The organism is Paraburkholderia sp. GAS206C, assembly GCF_050435645.1.
GTDB lineage: Bacteria > Pseudomonadota > Gammaproteobacteria > Burkholderiales > Burkholderiaceae > Paraburkholderia > Paraburkholderia phenazinium_B.
Genome location: NZ_JBNDKR010000002.1, coordinates 125,960 through 151,278 on the forward strand (window position 1 = coordinate 125,960; position 25,319 = coordinate 151,278).

The window sequence follows — 25,319 nt, forward strand, 5'->3', positions numbered from 1 at the left end:
AATTCACAGCCTATGATTTTTGCTCCCAGTCTGATCTGGCTCAGCACAGCCTTGCTATTTTTTGCCCCCGCCGTGAACCTCGTATGGCGCGGCGGCACCGGCTACGGTTTCTTCGGACTCGTCGCGCTGTCGCTCGGAGCCGCCGTCGCCAACAAACGCACTCCGGATTATTTCAAGGGTTTACGCACCTATAACTGGTACACCTTGGGCATGCTCGCGTTTCTGGTCGCGATCATGTTCCAGCAACTGGTGATGCACTACTGGTTGCCGCGCCAGTTCGATGCACTGTCGCGCTTCACGCTCGCACTACCGCTGTTTTTGCTGCTGCGCCAGTTTCCGTCGCGCAACCTGCGGGCCATCGGCTGGGGTTGCGCAGCGGGCGCCATCGCCGTGGGCGCCTGGGCTCTGATCGCGCAGCCGCAGGGCGGCTGGACCGATGCGAGCCGCGCCAGCAATGCCTACACGAACGCGATCCCGTTCGGCGACACCGCCTTGCTGCTCGCTTTCCTGTCCGTCTTTACGCTGGGTTGGGACGGCCCGCGCGACTGGCGGATGCTTGCGGTCAAGCTCCTTGCGCTGGTCGGCGGTGGCTATGCCTCTTACCTGTCCGGCTCGCGCGGCGGCTGGATTACGATTCCCATTTTTGCGATCCTGCTCGGCTGCCAGTTCCACTGGTTCGTGCACAAGAAGCGCCTGTGGGTTGCGGCGCTCGCCATCGTGGTATGCACCGCTGCGCTGCTTTCGACTGAACGCGTCGAGCGGCGGCTCGAAGATGCCACCACCGATTTCTCCGCGCTGCATCATGGCGACGAAAACACCTCCGTCGGCTTGCGCCTGCAGTTGTGGCAGGCCTCGTTCCGACTGTTCACAGAGCATCCTGTGTACGGTGTCGGCAAGGGCAAACTGGAGCGGGCGCTCGGCGACCTCGCCGCGCACGGTCAGGCCAGAACCGAGATCGTCAACGAGCGCGCCCACAGCGATTTCTTCTCGACCATCGCCGAAACAGGCGCTATCGGCGCGGTCTGCCTGCTGATTTTCTATTTCGGCCTGACCGTCCATTTCTGGCGCGAGCGGCGCAACCAGGATCCCACGATTCGGGCTGCTGCCTATTCCGGACTAGCGGTGTCGTTCAGTACGATCGTGTTCGGCCTGACGATCGACGTGCTGGTGCCCGTCATGGTCACGTCGCTGCTCGCGCTGCTAAGTGCTGCGTTTCTGGCCGTCATCGACGCGCGCAAACGCGAGCTGTCGCATCCTGCAATCCGGTAGGTAGGTGAGTAGTTAAAACGAGATGCTTTTTCAAGATAAAGCATCTCGTTTATAGTGCTGTGCACGCCAGAATGGCGAACTGGGGCAGCGGCAATCAGAATGCCTGGCCAGAGTCCAACAACGATTAGAATCTAGCCGAGCCAACTCAGCCCGCGCCATGAACAACAGCGTCCAGCCCTCCCCGTCTGCCGTAGCGGCCAAACCGCTAGCTTCAGTGCTACTGATCGCTTACAACCAGGAAACACTGGTTGGCGACGCAGTGCGCAGCGTGCTTGCGCAGACTTACGAACCGCTGGAACTCATCATCTCCGACGACGCTTCGAGCGACGGCACCTTCGCCGCGATCGAGGCTGCCGTACGCGGCTATAACGGACCGCACAAGGTCGTCACGCGCCGCAACACGAGCAACGAAGGCATCAGTGCGCACCTGTCGCGGCTCGCCGGGATGGCCCATGGTGAATTGCTGTTCGTTGCCGCAGGTGATGATATGTCCGCCCCGAACCGCTGCGAACGGGTGGTCGAGTACTGGCTTGCACAGGATCGCCGCCCGGACCTGATCGCCACCGATCTCGCCGATATGGACGAAACCGGCGCCGTCCACGAGCGGATGGAGCCGACCGATCTCGGCACGTATAGGAGCTTCGACGACTGGGCTGCCGAACGGCCCTGGCTGGTGGGTGCAGCGCATACATGGACGCGCCGGCTGTTCGAGCGTTTCGGACCGATGATGCCCGGCACGGCTGCCGAAGATCAGGTGATGACCTTTCGTGCCATCGTCTCCGGTGGAGCGCTAAGCCTGCGTGAACCGCTGGTGTGGTACCGGCGCGGTGGCCTGTCGGGCAAGCGGCGGTATCGGACGGTGGCCGAACTGGTGGGACGATTGCGCCAGGGCAACGGCTTCGCATTAGTTGAAGTGAAGCAGCTGCAGCACGACGCTGAAATTGCCGGACTCGGCGACAGAATGCGCGCCGTTCTAGCGCCGAAACTCGCGCGCGAACAGTTCATTCATTCGATGTTCAGCGCTCGCGGGATCGGCGAGCGCCTCACGCTGATCGCCGCCAGCCACAACGTCAAACTGGGGCTGCGGATCCGGATGCTGCTCTACAGTACCTTTCCGGGTGTCTACGCGCCGACGCTCTGGATCAAGCGGCTCAGGCGAGCACGCTAAGGCGGCAGGCTTGCCGCCTGCGTCCGCGTTCTCTCGCTCAGCGACGCTCGACTATCTGTGTGGCTAGCCCCAGCAGCGCATCGACGTGATTCGCAACGCTTGCGTCGTAGAGCACCGCTTCACGTGCGACATCGGCCGGAGCTGCGGCCGCCGTGGGCGACGTTGCGCCGCTGGCGAGCCGAGGCCGAATAGCACGTTCGAGCGTGGCGCGCAGATCGGCGAGATCATCCGGCGCGAAGACGAATTTTGCATGCGACGCAATCGCATCGCAGCAGCCGATACTCGACGGAAAGATCACCGGCGTGCCGCACATCGCCGATTCGACGCCCACCAGTCCGAACGGCTCGTACTTTGACGCGAGGATCGTAAAGTCGGCGGCCCGATAACCGTCCTCGATTTCCTTCACATAGCCGATGTAGCGCACCCGCTCCGAGGTGCGCGCGGGCGGTCGGCCTGCGACGGCAAGAACCACCGGCAGCGTCGTCCCTTCCAGCGCCGCTTCGATAAGCGGCAAGCCCTTGCGCTCGTGACTGCTCGACGGGAATAGCAACACGATCTCGTGATCCGCGAAGCCGAACTTGCGCCGTAGCGCGCCGCGCTGCTCACTATCTACCGGCTTGAAGCGAGCGCCGTCGACCGGCGGGTAAAGCACGCGAACCTTCGCCTCCGCGACGCCATACAGCTCGCGCAGTTCGTCGCGCATCAGATTCGAGTGAGCGACAACGAAGCTCGCCTGTTCGTACTGCTTGCGCTCGAGTGCGATCTGCCAGGTATCGGAGCGTTTTTGCACGCGACCCGTCGCACGCAAAAACCCGAGATGAGTGCCGCCGCAGATCGCAATTTCTGAAGAGTCGACCCGGTTGCAGCCGATCAGCACGTCGACTCTGGCCGCGCGCCGCGCCCGGCGCAAACGCCATGAAAACCAGTAATCGCGCAGCTTGCCGGGGAGCAAGGACACCTTGATGCGATGCGTCTCGACCATGCGGCTTTCCGGCACCGACATATCGAAGCGCCGGGCAAAAAACGCCGGCGTCATGCCTCGCGCGGCAAAGCCGCGCACCAGATCCATCGCGTAACGCTCGAGCCCGCCGCTGTGTTTCAGCGCATTGCTGGAAAGTCCGATTTTCATCATTCAGCGCATCAGGCCGCGTTCTGCTGAAACTGGATGCGATGCAGATGCGCGTACAGCCCGTCTTGCTCGAGCAGTTCGCGATGACTGCCGCGCTCGACGATGCGCCCGGCTTCCAGCACCAGAATCCGGTCGGCACGCTCGATGGTGGACAGACGGTGTGCGATGACGAGCGTGGTGCGCCCCTTCATCAGCGTTTCCAGCGCGGCCTGCACATGGCGTTCCGATTCCGAATCGAGCGCCGAGGTGGCTTCGTCGAGGATCAGGATCGGCGCGTCCTTGTAGATGGCGCGGGCGATCGCCAGACGCTGGCGCTGACCGCCCGAGAGCATCAGGCCGTTGTCGCCGACCAGCGTCTCGGTGCCCTTCGGCATGGATTGGACGGTATCCCACAGGTTCGCCGCCTGCAGCGCCGCTTTCACCTTCTCGGGATCTGCCGTCTGGCCGTAAGCGACGTTGTGCGCGATCGTGTCGTTGAACAGCACGACGTCCTGGCTAACCATGGCAATCTGGCTGCGCAGCGCGTGAATGCCGTACTCCGGCAAAGCGACGCCGTCGACCAGAATCTCGCCGTCTGTCGGATCGAAGAAACGCGGCAGCAGGTTGACGAGCGTGGTTTTGCCGCTGCCCGAGGGGCCCGCCAATGCCACCATCTCGCCCGGCGCGACCTTGAACGACACACGGTCGAGGGTCTGTCGTTCGTGCGTACTGGTGGCGCCATAGTTGAACGAGACGTCGCGGAACTCGACTTCGCCCGATGCGTGATCAAGTGGCTTACCGCCGCCCTGCGGCTCGGACGGTTCGTCGATCAGACCGAAGATCAGTTCGGCAGCGGTCATGCCGCGTTGCAGCGGCTGATTGACGTCCATCAGATGCTTGAGCGGCGAGACAATCAGGAGCATCGCCGTAATGAAACCAACGAAGCCACCCACCGTGGTTCCGCCATGCGCCGATTGCACGACCGCAATCGTGACTACCACCGCCAGCGCAATCGACACCAGAAACTGGGTAAGCGGCTGGGCGAGTCCACCCGACGCAATCATGCGCAGCGAGTAACCTCGCAGGCGACGGCTCATTTGAGCAAAGCGATCCATCTCATACTGCTCGCCGTTGTGCACCTTGACCACCTTGTAGCCGCCCACCGTCTCCTCGACGATGTACGACAACTCATTGGTGAACATCTGGTTTTCGCGATTGAGCCGGCGCAGCTTCCGGTTGATCTTGCCGATCACCCAGCCGATTACCGGCAGCATCACCGCGACAATCAACGTCAGTTTCCAGTCGAGCCAGAACAGATAGCCGAGCAGGTACAGGACCGTCAGCGAATCGCGCACCAGCGTAATCAGCACGCCCAACAGCACGTTGAGAATCTGGTTGACCTCAAACACGATTGCGTTGATGACGGTACTTGCGGTCTCGCGTTGAAAGAACCCGACGCTCGTGTGAACCAGCCGCTCGAACATTTCCAGGCGCAAGCGTAGCAGGACCGTATTCGAGATGTACGCGATCAGGTACCCCGACGCGTATTGGGAAACGCCCCGCACCACCGCGAGCACGAGGATACCAAGCGGCACCATCCATACCAGGCCATGCACGGCATTCGGGCCGAAGCCCTTGTCCAGCAGCGGCTTGAGCATCATGGGAATCAGCGCGTCAGTGCCGGCGCTGACAGCCATGGCGACAATCGCACCAATCAGGGTCCAAAGGACCGGCTTGATATACGGCCAAAGCCGGCTCAGTAAGGCGGCAGGCGATGTGACATCTCCTGATCCACCGATGACTTTGCTTAACGTGGGCTTCGCGCTCAAGGAATCCTCTGAAAAGGCGAACAAGGCATCCGCCCGGTGGGCGAATCCTGAATACCGCATTGTAAACGGTTGGGCGAACTGGATACCTGGGGCCGTTGTGCCCCGGTGACACCAGACCGGTAGTGGTTCTTACGGTTTGTTCCGTGCGGGCTCAAGGTGAGTGCCAAGGGCGTGAGACGGCGGTGCGCTGTGTATACTTCCCCGACGCATTTTGCCCATCCGCCCCCTCTCCGCTAATCAGGCATGAAAGAAACCACCCTCGGCGTCGCCATCATCACCAAAAACGCGGCGTCGCGCCTGGCCGAGTGCCTCGCCGCCGTGGCGTTCGCCGACGCGATCGTCGTGATCGACGGCGGCAGCACCGACGGCACCGTCGAGATTGCCCGCGCACACGGCGCCCGCGTACTGCAGGAACCCGACTGGCCGGGCTTCGGGCCGCAGAAGAACCGCGCGCTGGACGCGCTCGACACCGGGTGGATCCTCTCCATCGACGCCGACGAAATCGTCACGCCCGAGCTCGCTGCGGCGATCCGCGCCGCAATCGACGCGCCGTCCGCGCAGGTTTACGCGGTGGACCGCCTCTCGAGCTTCTGCGGACACTGGATCAGGCATAGCGGCTGGTATCCGGACTGGATCCCGCGCCTCTTCAGACGCGGCGCCGCGCGCTTCTCTGACGACCTGGTGCATGAACGGCTAGTGTTCGATACGCCGGCACAACGCCTGACCGGCAAGTTGATGCACTACTCGTACGAAGACTTCGAAACCGTGCTGCGCAAGCTCGATACCTATTCGACAGCGGGCGCGCAACAACGCCACGCCGCAGGCAAAGGCGGCAGCTTTGGCAAGGCGCTTGCGCGCGGTGCGTGGGCATTCGTGCGCACCTACGTGCTGCGGCGCGGCTTTCTGGACGGACGCGCCGGCTTCATGATCGCGATGTTCAACGCGGAAACGGTGTACTACCGGTTTCTGAAGCTCGCACGCCTGGGCGCGCGGGAGCGGTAGGCGTACGTCATGGCTTTCACGCGAGTGCCTGGCGCTACCGGTGTTTCTCGCGGGTTTTGATGCGCCGGGCGCGCGCCAGGTGCCGCTAGCGAGCCCGCGCGGAACGCACGGGCCGCGCCGGTCAGTAGACGATCTCGATCGAACTTCCAGCGAACTCGCCACGCAGCGCCGCGAGCAGTTCGTCCGTGGGCTTGACGCGCCATGCGTCGCCGAGGCGTACTTCGCCCTCGGCATTCTCGCTGCGATAGACGATCTGCACCGCTAATCCGTTCGGGATGTGTACCGGCTGACGTTGACGGCCGCCATCACCGCCGTAGCCTCCACCGTTGCGGCCGCCGCCACCACCGAAACCACCGCCGCGCGATGGCGTCGCGGGTGCCTGCGCGGCCTGCGGCTCATCAGCCCCCGCGCTGTGCGCTTCCAGCACGCGACGCAGCGCGAGCGCATCGGCGTTGCCATTCATCTGCACCTTGACCGCCTCTGCATAGCGGCAACGCGCACGGCCGAGGTCCATCACGGTTTCAACGGTGAAGCGGATGCCACCGGTGAATGCGTCGTTGCGCGCCTGGCCTTGCACCACCAGCAATTCGTCTTCCTTGAAGAGCTGCTTGTGCGCTTCGAAGGTCTCGTTGAAGACCGTCACTTCGCATTGACCGGTGCCGTCATCGAGCAGTGCAATCAGCATCTTGCCGCGCTGGGTCATCTGCGTGCGCAGCGACGCAATCACGCCGGCGATCAGCTTGTCGCGCCCTTCCTTCAGCTCGCCGATTTTCTGGCGCGCGAAGCGGCGCACTTCGTCCTTGTAGGCGTCGAAAAGGTGGCCCGACAGGTAGAAACCGAGCGCACCCTTCTCTTCCTGCAGTTTCTTCTTTTCCGCCCATTCGGGTTCGTCGACAAGCTCATGACCTTGCGACGGCGCATCGCCCATGTCGAACAGGCCTGCCTGCATCGCATTAGCGCTGGCTTGATCGGCGGCTTCCATGGCCAGCGACACCGATGCGATCAACTGCGCGCGATTCGCATGCAGCGCGTCGAACGCCCCGGCGCGGATCAGCGCTTCCACCGTCCGACGGTTGACGATACGCCGGTCGATGCGGTTGCAAAAATCGAACAGGTCGATGAACGGCCCTTCTTCGCGCGCCCGCAGAATTTCTTCAATCGCGTTCTGACCGCTGCCCTTGATAGCGCCCAGACCATAACGGATCGTCTTCGAACGCTTGCCGTCTGCTTCCGCGACCGGCTCGAAGCGATACGCCGACAGATTGATGTCCGGCGGCAAAACGGCCATCTTGTTCGTGATGCAGTCTTCGAACAGAATCTTGACCTTGTCGGTATCGTCCATGGCGAGCGACATATTCGCTGCCATGAATTCGGCCGGATGGTGCGCCTTGAGCCACGCGGTGTGATACGCGAGCAGTGCATAGGCCGCCGCGTGCGACTTGTTGAAGCCGTAGCCGGCGAACTTCTCCATCAAGTCGAAGATTTCGTCGGCTTTCTCGCCCGTCAGGCCGTTCTTCGCTGCACCTTCGCGGAACAACGCGCGGTGCTCGGCCATTTCCTCGGCCTTCTTCTTACCCATCGCGCGACGCAGCAAGTCAGCGCCACCGAGCGAATAGCCGCCGATGATCTGCGCCATCTGCATCACCTGCTCCTGATAGACCATGATGCCGTAGGTCTCTTTCAGAACAGGTTCGACGCGCGGGTCCGGATACTCCACCACTTCACGGCCGTGCTTGCGCGCGCAAAAGCTCGGGATCAGATCCATCGGGCCTGGACGGTAGAGCGCCACCAGCGCGATGATGTCTTCGAAGCGGTCAGGTTGCGCGTCTTTCAGCATGCCTTGCATGCCGCGACTTTCCAGCTGGAACACGGCGACCGTGTTGGCCTTCTTGAGGATCGAGAACGACGCCGGATCGTCGAGCGGCACCTGCGCGAGCGACCAGTCCTGCTTCGACGGATCGAGCCTGCGGATATAGCGCTCGGCCCAGTCGAGGATCGTCAGCGTGGTGAGACCCAAAAAGTCGAACTTGACGAGGCCGACCGCTTCCACGTCGTCCTTGTCGTACTGGCTCACGACGCCGCTCTCGTCGCCCTGCGTGTAGAGCGGGCAGAAGTCAGTGAGCTTGCCGGGCGCGATCAGCACCCCGCCCGCGTGCATGCCGACGTTACGCGTCAAGCCTTCCACGCGCTGCGCGAGTTCGATCAGCTGATGCACTTCGTCTTCGTTGTCGAAGCGCTCCTGTAGCAGCGGCTCTTCCTTCATCGCGTCGGCAATCGTGACGTGCTTGCCGGGTTTGAACGGAATCAGCTTGGCGATACCGTCGGTGAACATGTAGCCGAGATCGAGCACCCGGCCAATGTCGCGCACGGCCGCCTTCGCCGCCATCGTGCCGAAGGTGGCGATCTGCGACACCGCGTCCGCGCCGTACTTTTCCTTCACGTACTGGATGACGCGATCGCGCCCGTGCTGACAGAAGTCGATGTCGAAGTCAGGCATCGACACCCGTTCCGGATTCAGGAAACGTTCGAACAGCAGGTTGTAGCGCAGCGGATCGAGGTCGGTCACGCCGAGCGCATAGGCGACCAGCGAGCCCGCGCCCGAACCCCGGCCCGGCCCAACCGGCACGCCATTGTTCTTGGCCCAGTTAATGAAGTCCGCCACGATCAGGAAGTAGCCTGGGAAGCCCATCTTGATGATCGTGCCGCACTCGAATTCGAGGCGGTTGTAGTACGTCTCGCGCTGTGCCTCGCGATCCGCCTCGTTCGGGTACAACTGCTCGAGGCGCTTTTCCAGCCCTTCCTTCGAGAGGTGCACAAGGTAGTCGTCGAGCGACATGCCGTCCGGCGTCGGAAACAGCGGCAGCTTCGGCTTGCCGAGTTCGAGCGTCAGGTTGCAGCGGCGCGCAATCTCAACGGTGTTGGCAAGCGCCGACGGAATATCCGCGAACAACGCTGCCATTTCCTCTTGCGTGCGGAAATACTGCTCGGTCGTGAAGCGCTTCTGGCGACGCGGATTCGCAAGCATGTCCCCTTCCGAAATACACACGCGCGCTTCGTGCGCGGTGAAGTCGTCGGGCGTCATGAACTGCAGCGGGTGAGTGGCGACTACCGGCAGCTTGAGCGACGCCGCGAGCGTCACTGCCTGCTGCACGTAGGCGTCGCCGCCGGGCTGACCGCAGCGTTGCAACTCGATATAGAAACCGTTCGGAAAAACCTTGGCCCAGTGTTGCGCGTTGCGCCGCGCCGCATCTTCGTTACCGGCCGCGAGCGCCATACCGATATCGCCCTGCTGCGCGCCGGACAGCGCCAGCAGCCCTTCACCGAGCCCGGTTTCGAGCCAGCCGGCCTCGACCTCGGCGCGACCGCGATACTGATTGGTGAGCCACGCCTTGGTGAGCAACTCGCACAGGTTCAGATAGCCGCGCTTGTCTTTAACCAGAAGCAGCAGGCGCGAGGGCTTGTCGCGATCATCCGGATTGGTTATCCAGACATCACAGCCAGCAATGGGTTTGACCCCTTTGCCGCGGGCTTCCTTGTAGAAACGGACGAGGCCGAAGGCGTTGCCGAGGTCGGTGAGCGCGAGCGCCCCCTGACCGTCTTTGGCCGCGGCCGCGACGATGTCGTCAAGGCGCACGATGCCGTCGGCAATCGAGAATTCGGAGTGAACGCGGAGATGAACGAAGCGAGGATCTGACATGGGCGTTATTGTAACTCCACCCTCCCGAAGATTTGAGAGCAAACAGACGCGCTAGCCATCCGGCCAGGGGAGGCCACTGCGCGACCCGCGATCGCGGTGGCGCCAACCGTTGACCGGCCCCGCGAGCCACCGGCGCGACACCATTTGCAAGGCGTAAAACGCGATCTACCCGGCACAATTCAACCGTGCCTTGCGCTGCCGCAACCGGATAGCCATTCGGCCGACTCGGGCAAGCCGGCCGCTTGAGGGATAATACGGGTTTCGCCCAATTTGCCGTGGCCGCGCCACGCACGCGGCCTTCCACGGCCGCACGTGCGTTTGCAGCGCCGCCGGGCCACTTTTTTACCGCTGGACCATCATGAGCATCGTCAATCTCGCCGCCTACCAGTTTGAGACCCTCGAAGCGACTGCCGAGTGGCGCCCGCTCGTTACTGAGCGGTGCAACGCGCTGGGCCTGCGCGGCACCATCCTGCTCGCGCCCGAGGGCATTAACCTGTTCGTCGCAGGCACACCGGAAGCCGCGCAGGGGTTTATCGACTACATCCGCCACGATCCGCTATTCGAGGGCAAGTTCGCGAAGCTGCAGTTCAAGGAGAGCCTGTCCGAGAAGCAGCCGTTCCGCCGCATGCTGGTGAAACTGAAGCGCGAGATCATCACCATGAAGAAGCCAGCGATCCGGCCGGAACTGGGCCGCGCGCCGTCCGTGGACGCACCCACGCTGAAGGCCTGGCTCGACCGTGGCCATGACGACGAAGGCCGGCCGGTCGTAATGCTGGACACACGCAACGCGTTCGAAGTGGATGTCGGCACATTCGATGACGCGCTCGACTACCGCATCCACAAATTCAGCGAGTTTCCGGCGGTGATCGAACAGAACCGCGCCGACCTGGAAGGCAAGACGGTGGTGTCCTTCTGCACCGGCGGGATTCGTTGCGAGAAGGCGGCGATCCACATGAAGGAAGTGGGCATCGAAAACGTGTACCAGCTCGAGGGTGGCATCCTGAAGTATTTCGAGGAAGTGGGCGGCGCGCATTACCACGGCGAGTGTTTCGTGTTCGACTACCGTACCGCTCTCGATCCCGAGCTGAAGCCGACAGCGACGGCGCAATGCTTTGGCTGCCGCGCAGTAGTGAGTCCAGAGGCTCAACAATCGCCGCTGTACGTCCCGGGCAAGACGTGTCCCGAATGCCATCCGGATCGGAACGCCGTGCGCGCAGCCTGACAGGCACGAAAACGGCACCGGACCGAGAACCCGAACATGAGTTACCGCGGCCGTTTTGCCCCCTCCCCCACGGGGCCGCTGCATTTTGGCTCGCTCGTAAGCGCTCTTGCGAGCTGGCTGGATGCACGCGCGCACAATGGCGTATGGCTGGTGAGAATCGAGGACATCGACGGACCGCGCACGGTACCCGGCGCAGCCGAGGACATCCTGAAGACTCTCGACCAGTTCGGCCTGCATGCGGACGAACGGCCCATCTGGCAAAGCGAGCGCACGGAACGCTACCAGCAGGCGCTGGACCAACTGCGGGCCGCCGGCCTTGTGTATCCATGCGGCTGCACACGCAAGGAGATCAGCGATTCGCTGCTGAACGCCCACGCCCGCAACACCACACTTGCCTACCCTGGCACATGCCGCAACGGCCTGCACGGCAAACCCGCGCGCGCGTGGAGGTTGCGCGTGCCGGATGAGGATGTCGAGACGCATGCGGGAGAGGACGCGGCGGGGAACCCCGCAAGACGTACTGAAAGAGGCTCCGAGACGATCATGTTCGACGACAGCTGGCAGGATTTTCAGACGCAGAATCTGGCGACTGAGGTAGGCGACTTCGTGTTGCGACGCGCGGATGACCAGTGGGCATATCAACTGGCGGTGGTAGTAGATGACGCGGACGCGGGCATTACGCACATTGTGCGAGGCGCCGACTTGTTGGACTCGACGGCACGTCAGATCTACCTGCAACGTTGCCTGGGTGTGCCGACACCGTCCTACCTGCACGTCCCTGTGGTAACGAATCGCGAAGGCGAGAAATTAAGCAAGCAAAATGGGGCGACGGCGTTGGACACAAGCCGTCCGTTGGACGCACTGCGCGCGGCAGCGGCGCATCTAGGGCTGGATATGGGCAACGAGCGCCACGAATCGCTGGAAGCGTTCTATGACGCGGCGATACCGGCCTGGGCGAGACTCCTTAAGAAGAAGTAGTCCGCCTCGGCATCCCAAACCCACCCAACAACGCAGCCAACGGCTGCTTCGAAACCGGCTTCTGCGCAGCAGCAACCTCATCCGTCTCATCAATCTTCCGACTAGCGGAAGGCGAAGGCTCATACGGCTTGGAAAAGAAGTCGTCAACAGGCTGTTGCCGATGATGATGCGGCCGCTCAAACGACGAAGCCCCCGCACCGGAACCCGCAGCCCCAGCACGACGACGCCCACCACCGCGCTCATCCCTCTCACGCCGCGGCGCGCGCTCTTCATGATGATGCCGAACAGGCACCTCAACAGTAAGCCGCTGCACATCGAGCGGCCGCTTGATCAGCTTCTCGATATCAGCAAGCTGCTTGCGTTCATTCGGGCTGCACAAGGAAAGCGCATCTCCCGAAGCCCCAGCACGCCCAGTGCGCCCAATCCGATGCACATAATCTTCGGCATTGAACGGCAGATCGAAGTTAATCACTGCCGGAAGCTCGACAATATCAAGCCCGCGCGCCGCGACATCAGTAGCAACCAGCGCTTCGATCTCACCGCGCTTGAACGCATCGAGAGCCTGCATCCGCTCGTTCTGCGTACGATCGCCGTGAATCGCCGTAGCCACTACCCCGTCGCGCTCGAGATTGCGCGCCAGGCGGCTAGCCCCAATCTTGCTGTTGCAAAACACGATCACCTGCTTCAAACCGCGCTCGCGAATCAGTTGCACTACAGCGCCGGTCTTATCCCCTTCGGCCACTTCATAAACCGTCTGGGTAACATTGGTTGCCGTCGAATTGCTGCGCGCCACTTCGATAGTCTGCGGATTGCGCAGATACGTCGCCGCCAGCTTCTTGATTTCACCTGAGAACGTCGCGGAAAACAGCAGCGTCTGACGTTCCTTCGGCAGCAGATTCAGAATGCGCTGCAGATCCGGCAAGAAGCCCATATCGAGCATCCGGTCGGCTTCGTCCAGCACCAGCATCTGCACCTGACCCAGGTTGGCCGTCTTCTGCTGCACATGATCGAGCAGACGCCCGGGCGTCGCGATCAGAATCTCGACGCCGCGGCGCAGCTGATCCGACTGCGGATTCATATCCACGCCACCGAACACCACAGCACTACGCAGCGCCGTATGTTTAGCGTACGCATGCACGTTGGCGGCAACCTGGTCGGCGAGTTCACGAGTCGGTGTCAGAATCAGGGCACGCACCGGGTGGCGGGCCGGCGAAGCGCTGGTGCTCGCATGCGGCAGCAGACGCTGGATGATCGGCAGCGAAAAACTCGCGGTCTTGCCGGTGCCGGTTTGCGCGGCGCCCATCACATCGCGACCCGACAGGACGACGGGGATCGCCTGCTCCTGGATCGGTGTAGGCGTCGTGTAGCCCTGCTCCACAATGGCTTTCAGGATGTCGGGCGCGAGGCCAAACTGATCGAAGTTCGCGGTAGCGGGGGTGACGGCTATGTCGGACATGGTGGCTTTCGCTAAAAATGCGCCTGCGCGGGGGGCGCGGCAGCGGCCGGGGCCGCGTAGGGCATCAGGATGAAGCGGAGCCACGGCGTGCCGCACGGGACCCGATTTAGTCAGGGAAGGATGCAGCCGGCTCCGGCCGACGGAAACACCCGCCGGAAAGGCCGGTATTGTAGCACTTCAGCAAAAACACTCATGGCGCATGCGCCCGCTTTCTGCTCACACGCCGGAAAACGGGGCGCAAGAGCGCCGGGAACGGCTACAAGCCCGCACAGACTAGGGTATGCAGGCGACAGTCCTGTGACAGCGCATCAAGCGGGAGCGGGCTGTGGCCGAAGAACTGCAAACGTATGACAAACGTAAGCTGGAGCGGTCGCCCGCCGCCCTTCAGCCACTCTCACTCCCAGATCACCACGTCTCGCGCATCACCATCAACCGCAGCTCGGTCATATCCTCGATCGCGTAGCGGACGCCCTCACGCCCGAGCCCGGAATCCTTGACACCGCCATACGGCATGTTGTCCACCCGGAACGACGGCACATCGTTGATGACCACGCCGCCCACGTCCAGCCGGTCCCACGCCTGATGCGCATGGGCGAGCGAATCGGTGAATATCCCAGCCTGCAGACCGAAGTCGCTGTCGTTGACGGTCGTGAGCGCCGCATCGAAATCGTCGAAGCGCTCCAGAATCGCCACCGGACCGAACGCCTCCTTGCGATAGAGGTCCGAATCGCGCTTCACATCCTCGAGTAGCGTCGCCTCGAACATCGCACCTTCCACCTTGCCGCCGGCCACAATCCTGGCGCCGTCCAGCACCGCGCTCTCCATCCAGCCGGCGAGGCGCTTCGACTCCGATTCGGAAATCATCGGCCCGACGAACGTCTTTTCGTTCTTCGGATCGCCCATGATCAGCGAGCGCGTTTTCGCGATCAGCTTCTCGCGCAGCGCATCGTAGATGCTCGTGTGCACCAGAATCCGCTGCACGCCGATACAGCTTTGTCCCGACTGATAGAACGCACCGAACGCGAGCCGGTCGACCACGTAATCGAGCTTGCCGCCCTGATCGCCGTCGACGATCGCCGCTGCGTTGCCGCCCAGCTCCAGAATCACCTTCTTTTTGCCGGCTTTCCGCTTCAGTTCCCAGCCCACAGCCGGCGAACCGGTGAAGGACAGCAGCTTGAAGCGCTCGTCGGTGGTGAACAGATCCGCGCCATCGCGATGCGCCGGCAGGATCGAAAACGCGCCCTTGGGCAGATCCGTTTCCGCGAGGATCTCGCCCATGATCAGCGCGCCCACCGGCGTGCGGCTGGCCGGTTTCAGCACGAACGGCACGCCCGCGGCGAGCGCTGGCGCCACCTTGTGCGCGGTCAGGTTGAGCGGAAAATTGAACGGCGAAATAAACGAGCACGGCCCGATCGGCACGCGCTTCACATAGCCGTGATAGCCCTTCGCGCGCGGCGAAATCTCCAGATTGATGATCTCGCCGTCGATACGCACCGCTTCTTCCGCGGCAACCTTGAACGTATCGATCAGCCGCGTGACTTCGCCGCGCGAATCGTTGATCGGCTTGCCGGCTTCGATGCACAGCGCCATTGCCAGTTCGTCGTAACGCTCGCGGAAACGGCTCACGCAGTGTTCGAGCACGGCCTGACGCTTGAACGGCGGAAACTCGCGCAGCGCCGGCAGCGCCTCCACGGCGAGACCGATGGCCTTGTCGATCGCCGCCGCGTCAGCCATGGCAACGCGCGTGGCGACTTCACCGCTGAATTTGTCCGTGACTTCAAGATCGGTATTGGCTGCAACCGCAACATTGGCCAGGTAGTACGGGTAAGTCTTTTTCAACATGACACGTTCTCCTCGATGCGACCAGTTCCACGCCTGTTGAAGCGGGGCATGTGGCAAACGCAGCCATTACAGCAAACCGCATGCCCCGCTCGCGCTCAGAGTTGCGCACTCAGCCGCTTGATCTCACGGTTCAGCACCCGCTCGTTATCGGAGTAGTCGATCGGCAGGTCGATCACATGCACGCCCGGCGTCACGAAGCATTCGCGCAACAAAGGCGCAAACTCGTCCGCCGACGAAATGCGGTGCCCCTTGGCACCGTAGCTCTCGGCATAGGCCACGAAATCAGGGTTGCGCAGCGTCATCCCGTAGTCGGGGAAATTCATGTTCTCCTGCTTCCAGCGGATCATCCCGAACGCATCGTCGCGCAGGATCAGCACCACCAGATCGAGCTTCAGACGCACCGCCGTCTCGAGCTCCTGCGAGTTCATCATGAAACCGCCGTCGCCGCACACGGCCATCACCTTGCGATCCGGGTGCACGATCTTGGTTGCAATCGCCGACGGCAGCCCTGCGCCCATCGAGGCGAGCGCGTTGTCGAGCAGCAGCGAATTCGGCTCGTGCGCGCGGTAATAACGTGCGAACCAGATCTTGTACATGCCGTTGTCCAGACACACGATGCCGTCGACCGGCGTCGTCTCGTAGACATCGTGGACGATCCGCACCGGGTACATCGGGAAACGGCTGTCGTTCTGACCTTTGGCCAGATGCTCCTCGAAGTGCTGCTTGATCTCCTTGAAGCGCGAAAAATCCCAATGCTCCTGACCTTCCTTCAGGCTCTCTTTCAACTGCCACACCGCATTGGCAATATCGCCCACCACTTCGATCTGCGGAAAATACACCGGATCGACCTCAGCGCCGAGGAAGTTCACGTGAATCACGGTCTTTTCGTGCGAATCGGTGCCGCGCATGAAGAACGGCGGCTTCTCGATCACATCGTGGCCCACGTTGATGATGCAGTCCGCATGGTCGATGGCGCGGTGCACGAAATCGCCGTCCGAAAGCGTGGCGTTGCCGAGCCACATGGGATGCGATTCGTCGATCACGCCCTTGCCCATCTGCGTCGTGAAGAACGGGATACCGGTCTGATCGACGAACTCGCGCAGCATCTTGGTGGTGGTCTTGCGATTGCCGCCCGCGCCGATCATCAGCAGCGGATGCCTGGCGCTCGTGATCGCCTCGACCGCCCGCGCAACCGCCTTCTCCTCCGCGACCGGACGGCGGCTGAAGCTCTTGGGAATGGGCTTGCCATCGCCCTCTTCGTCGGCGACGTCCTCAGGCAACTCCAGATGCGTCGCGCCGGGGCGTTCTTCCTCGGCCTGACGGAACGCTTCGCGCACCAGCGCCGGGATATTGCCGATCGAGACGATCTGCCGTGTGTACTTGGTGAGCGGCTCCATCATCCGTACCACGTCGACAATCTGGAAATGCCCCTGCTTGCTGGTCTTGATCGGCTTCTGGCCCGTGACCATCAGCATCGGCATGGCGCCTAGCTGCGCATACGCCGCCGCGGTGACGAAGTTGGTGGCGCCCGGCCCGAGCGTCGACAGACACACCCCAGTGCGCCCCGTCAGACGCCCGTAGGTCGCAGCCATGAAACCGGCCGCCTGCTCGTGACGTGTAAGGATCAGCTTGATTTTGGAGCGGCGCAGCGACTCGAGGAGATCGAGGTTTTCTTCGCCTGGGATGCCGAAGATATATTCGACGCCTTCGGCTTCCAGCGACTTGACGAACAGATCCGATGCTTTCATTGAGAGTCTCGCTTGACGAACGAGCGCGGACGGCACGCCCACGCAGTGGGATCCGGGAACGGGTGATCGAAGACGATGACAGGCGCGGCCACGCGGAAACCGGTGGGCGCGCCGAACAGCTTACTACCTGAGAGAAAAATCTGCGCGCAGATCGGCAATGGCTTGGGGTGATGCGGCCTCGCGGCCAGGGTGGCCGACTATCAAGCGGTCAGGCTCTAGCGCACGATCGTCACGCAGTCCGACAGAATCGGCGGCGCATTCTCGCCCGCGGTCGCGTCGTACAGATCGGCGCGCGGACCTTTGGTCCACCAGGTATAGCTGCCGGCCTGGTATTTCGCCCCGGAGCCCGAGAGCGTGTTGACAAACAGCATCGACTGGCCTTTGACGGGCACGAGCGCGAAGCTCTGCCCGTTCACTGCGTTCCAGTAGGTGACCTGCAGGATTTTGCCGGTAGCGCAGGTGTACTTGTGGGTCTGCGGGTTTTTCGGCTGGATCTGGGCGAGACTCAACGGCGCCGCCGAAACCGGAGCGATCGACCCCGCCATCTCCAGCAGCCCAGCCAGCAAACCCGTTACCGCAACGAGCCGTTTCCTCATTGGATTCCTCGCCTGGCTGTCAGCCGTCTGGAAGGGTTGCCGTTCGTTCAGGGATCGATGACGTCAGCGCACGCGTCGGTCGGCGCCGCCGCGACGTGGCCGACCACCGGCACGATTTTCAATCCGGCAGAAGCGACGCGGCACGGCGCGGCGGCAAGACCGCAACCCGCCAGGCCCACACACAGCGCTACCAGCACGCCCAGCGCTCCGAGGCGGCCCATCCGGCGAAGCCGCTCAATCTTGCGGGTGTCTGACTTCATGGGTACTGCTCCTGCCTTCAATACTGCAACTCCGTGCGCGCCTGCGGGATGCGTGGCGTGCGAGTTACCGCGGCTCACTGTGACAGACGAGCGCGCGTTCCAGCTTATTTCGCCGACACCGGATGTACCGCGGCAGCAGCCTGCTTCGCACGTGCCCGGGCTTCGTCGGTATTCGCGCCGGTGGCGAGCGCCACGCCCATACGCCGCTTGACGAAGCTCTCGGGCTTGCCGAACAGCCGCAGATCCGCATCGGGCACGGCCAGCGCCGCAGCTACACCTTCGAACGCGATACCGGCTTCATCCAGGCCGCCGTAGATCACGGCTGACGCCCCCGGCGCACGCAGGGATGTGTCGACCGGCAATCCGAGGATCGCCCGCGCATGCAACTCGAACTCAGAGAGACGTTGCGAGCACAGCGTCACGAGTCCCGTGTCATGCGGACGCGGACTCACTTCCGAAAACCATACGTCATCGCCGCGCACGAAAAGTTCCACGCCGAACAGGCCGCGGCCGCCAAGCGCCTCCGTGACCTTGTGGGCGATCTCACGCGAACGCTTGAGCGCGACCGGGCTCATCGGCTGCGGCTGCCAGGATTCGACGTAGTCGCCCGCAACCTGCACATGGCCGATCGGATCGCAGAAATATGTGCTTGTGCTGCCCGTTGCCGGATCGATCGCGCGCACCGTCAACTGCGTGATTTCGTACTCGAAGTCGATAAAGCCTTCGACGATCACACGCCCATGGTTGACGCGGCCGCCCGCCATCGCGTATTGCCATGCCGGTTCGACGTCGGCGTCGCTCTTGAGCACGGACTGGCCCTTGCCCGACGACGACATCACCGGTTTCACGACGCACGGATAACCGACCTTCGCGATGCCCGCCTTGAGTTCCTCGAGCGAGTCCGCAAACGCGTACGGCGAAGTCGGCAAGCCGAGTTCTTCGGCCGCCAGACGCCGGATGCCTTCACGGTTCATCGTCAGTTGCGTGGCGCGCGCGGTGGGAATCACTTCGGCGAGACCGTCGGACTCGATGGCGGCGAGCGCGTCGGTGGCGATGGCTTCGATTTCCGGCACGATCAGATGCGGCCGTTCCTGTTCGACCAGCGCGCGCAGTGCGGCGCGGTCGGTCATATCGATCACATGGGCGCGATGCGCGACCTGATGACCCGGTGCGTTCGGATAACGGTCCACCGCGATCACTTCAACGCCAAGGCGCTGTAATGCAATGATCACTTCCTTGCCCAGCTCGCCCGCGCCGAGCAGCATCACGCGCGTCGCCGAGTTAGAAAGCGGGGTGCCGATCCGTTGGCCGATCTGCATGGGGTCTCCAGAAAAATGTCGGATGAGATGGAATGGGTAGATCAGCAATGTTAACATGCGCAACCTCTGCACCGGGCGCGCAGCGACGAGCGCTCGCGCGCGGCATCCTGAGTGCGTTACCCTTACGCCTTTGCCAGTTTGAAGAGGACCGACGCCATGATCAAAACGTCTTCAGCGCGACGTGTTGCGCGTCTCGTTGCCGCGCTGCCCGCACCGCTTTTCACCGCGCTGGGCGTTGCCACCCTGCTGGCCGCCTGCTCGATGCCCACGCATCCGGATTCCAAGGCGCCGCCGCCCGACCCGTTCAACCCGGCGGCAACGCAGTTGCTCGACGACACTTCATGGGATCTCAGCAGCTGGAAGCAGGCCGACGGCACGATGCGCGCCGTCCCGGGCGCCGACAGCGGAGCGCCGATCACCCTCATGCTCTCGACGGCCACCGGCCAGCGGCGCGCCAGCGGTTTCTCCGGTTGCAACCGTTATATGGGTACCTACGGGCTGAAGGACGGCAAGCTGAGCTTCGGGCCGCTCGCCGGAACGCGGATGGCGTGTTCGACGCCCGGCGGCCAGATTGAAGGCGACTACCTCGACGCGCTGGCGCACGTCGCCCGTACCGGCGTGCAGATGCGCGCGCCGCAGGAAATGCAGTTGATCCTCGAAGACGGCGACAAGTTGACGTTCGCGCGGCACGACGGCAAATGAGGCTGTCTTCGAAGCGTTACGCTTCCCCGGTTAAACTCGATGGGTTGCGTCTTCGCGGATCCCTCATTCGTTGATGTCTAGCATGCACACGGTAGTTTTCGGCTGGTTCGGCGTGTCGGCCGTCTGGTTCATCCCTCTTCTGTTGCGTCTCGCAAAGTCTGTGCTGCCAGGCGGCGCCGGGCTGCGCGGGCCCGGCACGATCCGGCTTTGGCTCGGCTTTATCGGCGTGCTGGTGGCGAGCTCGACGCTGGAAGCGTTGCTGCCCGGGACGGTAGGCACGGACGGCTTCGGGCATGCGCTGGCGGCGGGTTTCGGCCGCCTGCTCGGGCATATCGGCACGCCGCTCGTGATGCTTGCGGTGCTGGTAGTGAGCCTGCCGTGGCTGATCGGTTTTCGTTGGAGCCGCGTCGCGCGCTGGGCGGACGGTGCGTTTGGCCTTGGCCTCGGCTTGAACCGCGGGCTCGCCAAACGCGACGAGGACGCGCGCCGGCGTAGTAGCGTCGACGATACGTTGCCTGCTTATGCGTCGACACCGGCCAATCCGATGGCCCCGAAGGCCAAGGGGCGCTACGCGCGGCCGACGGTGTGGCGGCCTTCTGCGGGCGCACGCGGTGCGGCGGCGGGGTCCGGTGCGGCAGCGGGTGGCGCGGGTGCCGTGGGCGCGAAGGATTCGGTGGCCGCGGATGCGCGCGGAAACGCAGCGTCTGGTAGCGCGGCCTGGCAAGCGAAAAGCACGGGCCGGCGTGGACAGGCAGCGCCGGCTGATAGCGCTGGCGCGATGCGCGTAGGCACGCCGGGTCGGCAAGCTGGCGTCCGGAGCGCGGCGGCCGAACCTGTCGCGCCAGCCGGATGGCCGCGCGAGCCAGGCAATGCGTTGCGCGGTACGGCACCGGTTCGGAGTGGGCTGCCGGCGACACCGGCGGCTGGTGCTGGTGCTGGTGCTGGTGCTGGTGCTGGTGCTGGTGCTGGTGCTGGTGCTGGTGCTGCAACGAGCGTCCCACGGGCATTCGACTCCAGCCGGGCTATGCCTGATGCAGCAACCGGGTCAAGGCCGACCCCGAACCGCGCGCCGTCAATACAGCCCTTCACGACACCCGTGCCTACCAGCATGCCGCCAGCGGTGCCGCGCAACGCGACGCCGACCGTTTCCATCCCAACCCTGCGGCCCATGGCCGGTACAGCACCGACCCCGCAACATGCGGCTGCTTCGGGTGCGCGCGTGCCGAGCGCACCCGGTTTTTCCCGACCCGCGGCGGCAGCGGAGCACGTCACGCCGCCCGCCAGCGTGCAGGAGACCCTACGCAGCATCGAAGAGAATGCGGCACGCTGGACGACGATCGCAGGCGTGAGTCTCGCCCGACGCAGCCCGGAAAACGTCAGGATCAGCACCGATGCTGACATGCCCGTCGACGAACCTGCGGTTAGTCCGACGCCGGTGCCGGAGGCAACCCCCATCGGCACATCCTCTGCGCGACCCGATAGGGAAGCTGCTGACAGTCGAGCTGATGTTGGCGCACCGGCCACCCCTTCGCCAGAGCCTGTCGCACCCGTGGAAGTGCCGAAGGCTGCGCCGGTGTCCGCTCCGCTCGAAGTGCAACCGCGCGCGACGACCTCGGCATTGATCGAAGCCGCCCTGCCCGACCAGCAAAGCATCGCGAAGACGCCGGCAGCAAACATCGACCACGCGAGCGCGGCCAGTGCGGCACTCGCGCCGGCCGCCGACCTCATCATCGACAAATCGCTAGCGCCATGGGAAACGGAAGTTGACACCGAACCCGATGCCGGCCATCGCGCCGATACGTCGAGTGCGTCTGAACACGTCGTGGCCGAACCGGCGCCTGCTCCTGTTGCATCGAACGTCGTCCGCTTCCCCGGCTTTGCCGCAGCGAGCGTCGGGAGCAGCGCGAGCGCCGCATCGCATGGTAGCCAGGCACCATTCGACACGACCGCCGACGACTTCGAAGACACGCCCTTCGATCACCACGCCGCCCCACGCATCGCCTCACATCTCAACGAAGATGAAGGCGAAGACGACGACCAACCCGACACCCCAATCGCCCCCGCCGTTGCGGCAGCCGCGGCCACGGCCGCAGCCCCGTTCACGCTCCCACGCAGCGAACCGGCCAACGAACCCGTCGCACCTCGGCCACCGGTAAGCGGCCACGCGCCAACCGTATTCGAGTTCCACGCCCCGGCCGCATCCCGCGTCGAACTGCCGACCCTCGATCTGCTCGCCCGCGCCGACACGGACGTCGAACCCGTCTCCGAAGAAAAGCTCGCAGAAACCGGCTTGCTGATCGAACAGCGCCTGCAGGAATTCAAGGTGCCGGTGACCGTGGTCGGCGCTTCGGCCGGCCCGGTGATCACCCGCTTCGAAGTGGAGCCCGCGCTCGGTGTACGCGGCAGCCAGATCGTCGGACTGATGAAGGACCTGTCGCGCGGCCTCGGCCTCACCTCGATTCGCGTAGTCGAAACGATCCCCGGCAAAACCTGCATGGGTCTCGAGCTGCCGAACGCGAAGCGCCAGACCATCCGGCTGTCCGAAATCCTCGAAGCCAACGTCTACCAGCACTCGCATTCGATGCTCACGCTCGCCATGGGCAAAGACATCACCGGACATCCCGTGGTCGCCGATCTGGCGAAAGCACCGCATATGCTGGTGGCCGGCACGACCGGTTCGGGCAAGTCGGTGGCGATCAACGCGATGATCGTCTCGTTGCTCTACAAGGCCACGCCCGAAGACGTGCGGCTCATCATGATCGACCCGAAGATGCTCGAGCTGTCGGTCTACGAGGGCATTCCGCATCTGCTTGCACCGGTCGTCACGGACATGAAACTCGCCGCCAACGCGCTCAACTGGTGCGTCGGTGAAATGGAGAAGCGCTACCGGCTGATGTCGGCCGTCGGCGTGCGCAACCTCGCGGGCTTCAACCAGAAAATCCGCGATGCTGAAGCCAACGGCAAGAAGCTCGGCAACCCGTTCTCGCTGACGCCCGAAGCGCCCGAACCGCTCGCAGCGCTGCCATTGATCGTGGTTGTGATCGACGAGCTGGCCGACCTGATGATGGTGGCCGGCAAGAAGATCGAAGAACTGATCGCCCGTCTCGCGCAGAAGGCGCGCGCAGCCGGCATCCATCTGATCCTCGCGACGCAGCGTCCCTCGGTCGATGTGATCACCGGCTTGATCAAAGCCAATATCCCGACCCGGGTCGCCTTCCAGGTATCGTCGAAGATCGACTCACGGACGATTCTCGACCAGATGGGCGCCGAGTCGCTGCTCGGCCAGGGCGACATGCTGTTCCTGCCGCCTGGCACCGGCTATCCGCAACGCGTACACGGCGCATTCGTCGCCGATGAGGAAGTGCACCGGATCGTCGAGTACCTGAAGCAGTTCGGCGAGCCGCAATACGAGGAAGGAATTCTCGATGGCCCCACCTCCGACGGCGCCACCCAGGACCTGTTCGGCGATGTGCCCGATGCCGAAGCCGACCCCCTCTACGACGAAGCGGTCGCCTTTGTGGTGCGCACGCGGCGCGCATCGATCTCGTCGGTGCAACGCCAGTTGCGCATCGGCTATAACCGTGCAGCGCGGCTGGTGGAACAGATGGAGGCAGCGGGCCTCGTGTCGTCGATGGGCATCAACGGCAGCCGCGAAGTCCTCGCGCCAGGCCCCGCCGAGTAAGCAGACTTACGAAGGCGACACCAGCTTGAAATCAACCGGCGAGCCGATGTCGATGCGCTTGGGATTCGCCTCGAGCAAACCAGTCTGCTGATCGCGCCTGAACACATACGCGGTATCGCTGTTCTGGTTACCGACGATCAACCAGTTGCCGGTCGGATCAATGGCAAACTCGCGCGGCGATTTACCGAGACTCGACTGGCGTCCGATCAGTTTCAGATGCCCGTTGGCTGGATCTACCGAGAAGATCACGATCTCGTTCGCGTCTCCACGGTTCGTCGCATAGAGGAAGCGTCCATCCGGCGACAGATGGATCGCCGCCGCCCCCACCTGCCCCTTGAAGCCGTGCTCGGTGAGCGGCGACACCTGCAGCTGCGTCAGCCTGCCGTTGTCGTAGCGGAACGTGGTGACGGTCGCTGCCAGTTCGCTCGTCAGATACGCGTATTTGCCGTCCGGCCCAAACACCAGATGACGTGGACCGCTGCCGGCCTTCACATCCGTATAACGCCACTCGGTGGGTCCGAAGAGACCGCGGCTGCCGTCGGGCGTATAGCGGTACGAATACAGCTTGTCCGCGCCGAGGTCCTGGGCGAACAGATACTGGCCATCGGGCGAGAACACCGTGGAATGCACATGCGAGTTGTCCTGGCGCCCTTTCACCGGACCGCCGCCCTCATGATGCACGGTCAACACGGCCTGCCCCACCTGGCCATCGCCCTGCAGCGGGAAAACTGCGAAGCTGCCGCCGGGATCCGCCGCCACCGAGTAGTTCGCCGTCAGCAGATACTTGCCGTCCGGCGAGATCTTCAGATAGCACGGGTCATTGCCCTCTGCCGATACCTTGTTGAGAAACGTCAGCTGCCCGCTCGCCGGATCGAAACCGAACGCGCTGATGCCGCCGCGTTGCGAGGCCGGGCCGTTGTCGCCCGGCAGTTCGTTGACCGAATACACATGACGGCGGTCGCTGCTCACGACCAGATACGATGGATTGACCGTCTTCGCGACGGACACCGGAGTCGCGTCGCCGGTCTTCGTATCGAACCGGTAGACGTAAATGCCTTCGCTCTTGCCGCCCGTGTAGGTGCCGACGATCATGTCGTAGACACCATCGGCCGGTGCGGGTCCGGCATCCTGCGCGAACGCCTGTGAAGCAACAATCGAAACCATAAGCACGAAACCTTTTATTATCGAATGGGCAGACCGCGACGATGGCGCAAATGCGGCCTTCCTGGCGGACTGAAACGACGGCTGATGCGTGACGCTTGCAGCGGCTTGGGCACTACGATGCATGTCGACCTCCTGGACATCGGGTTATCAGTTTTTGATCGTGCCACTGGTCTGCCACGCGGTCTGGAACACCCGGTTTAGAAACGCCCGGTTCGGGAACGCCTCGTTCCAGGTGTTTTTATTGTGGGGGCAAGTATAGAAGATAGAAGCAAAGCGT

17 protein-coding genes are annotated in these 25,319 nt (G+C 63.3%); 7 read left to right on the plus strand and 10 right to left on the minus strand.

The window, feature by feature from the left end; translation table 11 throughout:
* The first annotated feature begins 12 nt into the window (after nucleotides 1-12).
* Together P3T20_RS04965 and P3T20_RS04970 are read left to right on the plus strand one after the other, a co-directional pair.
* Nucleotides 13-1,269: an O-antigen ligase family protein gene (locus P3T20_RS04965; protein WP_429286256.1), complete on the plus strand. Its 1,257-nt coding sequence runs from the start codon at nucleotides 13-15 to the stop codon at nucleotides 1,267-1,269.
* Nucleotides 1,270-1,426: 157 nt separating this feature from the next.
* A complete protein-coding gene (locus P3T20_RS04970) occupies nucleotides 1,427-2,437 on the plus strand; it encodes a glycosyltransferase (protein WP_429286257.1) in 1,011 nt (336 codons plus the stop codon).
* A gap of 37 nt (nucleotides 2,438-2,474) precedes the next feature.
* On the opposite strand, the gene P3T20_RS04975 is transcribed toward P3T20_RS04970, so the two are convergent.
* Together P3T20_RS04975 and msbA are read right to left on the minus strand one after the other, a co-directional pair.
* Complete coding sequence (locus tag P3T20_RS04975; protein ID WP_429286664.1) at nucleotides 2,475-3,566, minus strand: glycosyltransferase family 4 protein; 1,092 nt, start codon at nucleotides 3,564-3,566, stop codon at nucleotides 2,475-2,477.
* A gap of 11 nt (nucleotides 3,567-3,577) precedes the next feature.
* Nucleotides 3,578-5,374 (minus strand): lipid A export permease/ATP-binding protein MsbA, encoded by a 1,797-nt coding sequence (gene msbA, locus P3T20_RS04980; protein WP_074266156.1) that lies wholly within the window; start codon nucleotides 5,372-5,374, stop codon nucleotides 3,578-3,580.
* A 243-nt stretch (nucleotides 5,375-5,617) separates the two neighbouring features.
* On the opposite strand from msbA, the gene P3T20_RS04985 reads away from it, so the two are divergent.
* A complete protein-coding gene (locus P3T20_RS04985) occupies nucleotides 5,618-6,376 on the plus strand; it encodes a glycosyltransferase family 2 protein (RefSeq protein ID WP_429286258.1) in 759 nt (252 codons plus the stop codon).
* A gap of 121 nt (nucleotides 6,377-6,497) precedes the next feature.
* Here the strand turns inward: P3T20_RS04985 and dnaE are convergent, their stop codons facing one another.
* On the minus strand, nucleotides 6,498-10,082 hold the full coding sequence (gene dnaE, locus P3T20_RS04990) for a DNA polymerase III subunit alpha (RefSeq protein WP_429286665.1): 3,585 nt from the start codon (nucleotides 10,080-10,082) through the stop codon (nucleotides 6,498-6,500).
* Between the two features lie 349 nt (nucleotides 10,083-10,431).
* Between dnaE and P3T20_RS04995 the strand changes: the two genes are divergently transcribed.
* Together P3T20_RS04995 and gluQRS are read left to right on the plus strand one after the other, a co-directional pair.
* A complete protein-coding gene (locus tag P3T20_RS04995; protein ID WP_074265381.1) occupies nucleotides 10,432-11,295 on the plus strand; it encodes a sulfurtransferase in 864 nt (287 codons plus the stop codon).
* A 36-nt stretch (nucleotides 11,296-11,331) separates the two neighbouring features.
* Nucleotides 11,332-12,273, plus strand: a complete 942-nt coding sequence (gene gluQRS, locus P3T20_RS05000) for a tRNA glutamyl-Q(34) synthetase GluQRS (RefSeq protein WP_429286259.1) — start codon at nucleotides 11,332-11,334, stop codon at nucleotides 12,271-12,273.
* Here the strand turns inward: gluQRS and P3T20_RS05005 are convergent.
* From P3T20_RS05005 to purT, 6 genes are all read right to left on the minus strand, one after another.
* The gene (locus P3T20_RS05005) at nucleotides 12,260-13,729 is read right to left on the minus strand and encodes a DEAD/DEAH box helicase (RefSeq protein WP_429286260.1); all 1,470 of its coding nucleotides are present in this window, start codon (nucleotides 13,727-13,729) and stop codon (nucleotides 12,260-12,262) included. The two genes, gluQRS and P3T20_RS05005, sit on opposite strands and share 14 nt — an antisense overlap.
* Nucleotides 13,730-14,134: 405 nt before the next feature.
* On the minus strand, nucleotides 14,135-15,571 hold the full coding sequence (locus tag P3T20_RS05010; RefSeq protein WP_429286261.1) for an aldehyde dehydrogenase family protein: 1,437 nt from the start codon (nucleotides 15,569-15,571) through the stop codon (nucleotides 14,135-14,137).
* Between the two features lie 95 nt (nucleotides 15,572-15,666).
* Nucleotides 15,667-17,319 carry an acetolactate synthase large subunit gene (locus tag P3T20_RS05015; protein WP_074265385.1) on the minus strand — a complete coding sequence of 551 codons (1,653 nt, stop codon included), beginning with the start codon at nucleotides 17,317-17,319 and terminating at the stop codon, nucleotides 15,667-15,669.
* Nucleotides 17,320-17,534: 215 nt separating this feature from the next.
* Complete coding sequence (locus P3T20_RS05020; RefSeq protein WP_074265386.1) at nucleotides 17,535-17,915, minus strand: MliC family protein; 381 nt, start codon at nucleotides 17,913-17,915, stop codon at nucleotides 17,535-17,537.
* A gap of 47 nt (nucleotides 17,916-17,962) precedes the next feature.
* Nucleotides 17,963-18,175 (minus strand): DUF6726 family protein, encoded by a 213-nt coding sequence (locus P3T20_RS05025; RefSeq protein WP_074265387.1) that lies wholly within the window; start codon nucleotides 18,173-18,175, stop codon nucleotides 17,963-17,965.
* A 104-nt stretch (nucleotides 18,176-18,279) separates the two neighbouring features.
* Nucleotides 18,280-19,494 carry a formate-dependent phosphoribosylglycinamide formyltransferase gene (purT, locus tag P3T20_RS05030; RefSeq protein ID WP_074265388.1) on the minus strand — a complete coding sequence of 405 codons (1,215 nt, stop codon included), beginning with the start codon at nucleotides 19,492-19,494 and terminating at the stop codon, nucleotides 18,280-18,282.
* Nucleotides 19,495-19,650: 156 nt separating this feature from the next.
* On the opposite strand from purT, the gene P3T20_RS05035 reads away from it, so the two are divergent.
* On the plus strand, nucleotides 19,651-20,196 hold the full coding sequence (locus P3T20_RS05035) for an META domain-containing protein (protein WP_074265389.1): 546 nt from the start codon (nucleotides 19,651-19,653) through the stop codon (nucleotides 20,194-20,196).
* Between the two features lie 82 nt (nucleotides 20,197-20,278).
* Nucleotides 20,279-23,878, plus strand: coding sequence for an FtsK/SpoIIIE family DNA translocase (locus tag P3T20_RS05040; protein WP_074265390.1), 3,600 nt, complete (start codon nucleotides 20,279-20,281; stop codon nucleotides 23,876-23,878).
* A 6-nt stretch (nucleotides 23,879-23,884) separates the two neighbouring features.
* On the opposite strand, the gene P3T20_RS05045 is transcribed toward P3T20_RS05040, so the two are convergent.
* On the minus strand, nucleotides 23,885-25,165 hold the full coding sequence (locus tag P3T20_RS05045) for a lactonase family protein (RefSeq protein WP_429286262.1): 1,281 nt from the start codon (nucleotides 25,163-25,165) through the stop codon (nucleotides 23,885-23,887).
* Between the last annotated feature and the right edge of the window lie 154 nt (nucleotides 25,166-25,319).

Bases quoted from the DNA above. Each gene is read 5' to 3' on its own strand.
- P3T20_RS04985 (WP_429286258.1), top strand. From the start codon at position 5,618: ATGAAAGAAACCACCCTCGGCGTCGCCATCATCACCAAAAACGCGGCG.
- P3T20_RS04995 (WP_074265381.1), top strand. From the start codon at position 10,432: ATGAGCATCGTCAATCTCGCCGCCTACCAGTTTGAGACCCTCGAAGCG.
- P3T20_RS04975 (WP_429286664.1), bottom strand. From the start codon at position 3,566: ATGAAAATCGGACTTTCCAGCAATGCGCTGAAACACAGCGGCGGGCTC.
- P3T20_RS05010 (WP_429286261.1), bottom strand. From the start codon at position 15,571: ATGTTGAAAAAGACTTACCCGTACTACCTGGCCAATGTTGCGGTTGCA.
- P3T20_RS05015 (WP_074265385.1), bottom strand. From the start codon at position 17,319: ATGAAAGCATCGGATCTGTTCGTCAAGTCGCTGGAAGCCGAAGGCGTC.
- P3T20_RS05040 (WP_074265390.1), top strand. From the start codon at position 20,279: ATGCACACGGTAGTTTTCGGCTGGTTCGGCGTGTCGGCCGTCTGGTTC.
- purT (WP_074265388.1), bottom strand. From the start codon at position 19,494: ATGCAGATCGGCCAACGGATCGGCACCCCGCTTTCTAACTCGGCGACG.
- P3T20_RS05025 (WP_074265387.1), bottom strand. From the start codon at position 18,175: ATGAAGTCAGACACCCGCAAGATTGAGCGGCTTCGCCGGATGGGCCGC.
- P3T20_RS04970 (WP_429286257.1), top strand. From the start codon at position 1,427: ATGAACAACAGCGTCCAGCCCTCCCCGTCTGCCGTAGCGGCCAAACCG.
- P3T20_RS05005 (WP_429286260.1), bottom strand. From the start codon at position 13,729: ATGTCCGACATAGCCGTCACCCCCGCTACCGCGAACTTCGATCAGTTT.
- gluQRS (WP_429286259.1), top strand. From the start codon at position 11,332: ATGAGTTACCGCGGCCGTTTTGCCCCCTCCCCCACGGGGCCGCTGCAT.
- P3T20_RS04965 (WP_429286256.1), top strand. From the start codon at position 13: ATGATTTTTGCTCCCAGTCTGATCTGGCTCAGCACAGCCTTGCTATTT.
- P3T20_RS05035 (WP_074265389.1), top strand. From the start codon at position 19,651: ATGATCAAAACGTCTTCAGCGCGACGTGTTGCGCGTCTCGTTGCCGCG.
- P3T20_RS05020 (WP_074265386.1), bottom strand. From the start codon at position 17,915: ATGAGGAAACGGCTCGTTGCGGTAACGGGTTTGCTGGCTGGGCTGCTG.
- P3T20_RS05045 (WP_429286262.1), bottom strand. From the start codon at position 25,165: ATGCATCGTAGTGCCCAAGCCGCTGCAAGCGTCACGCATCAGCCGTCG.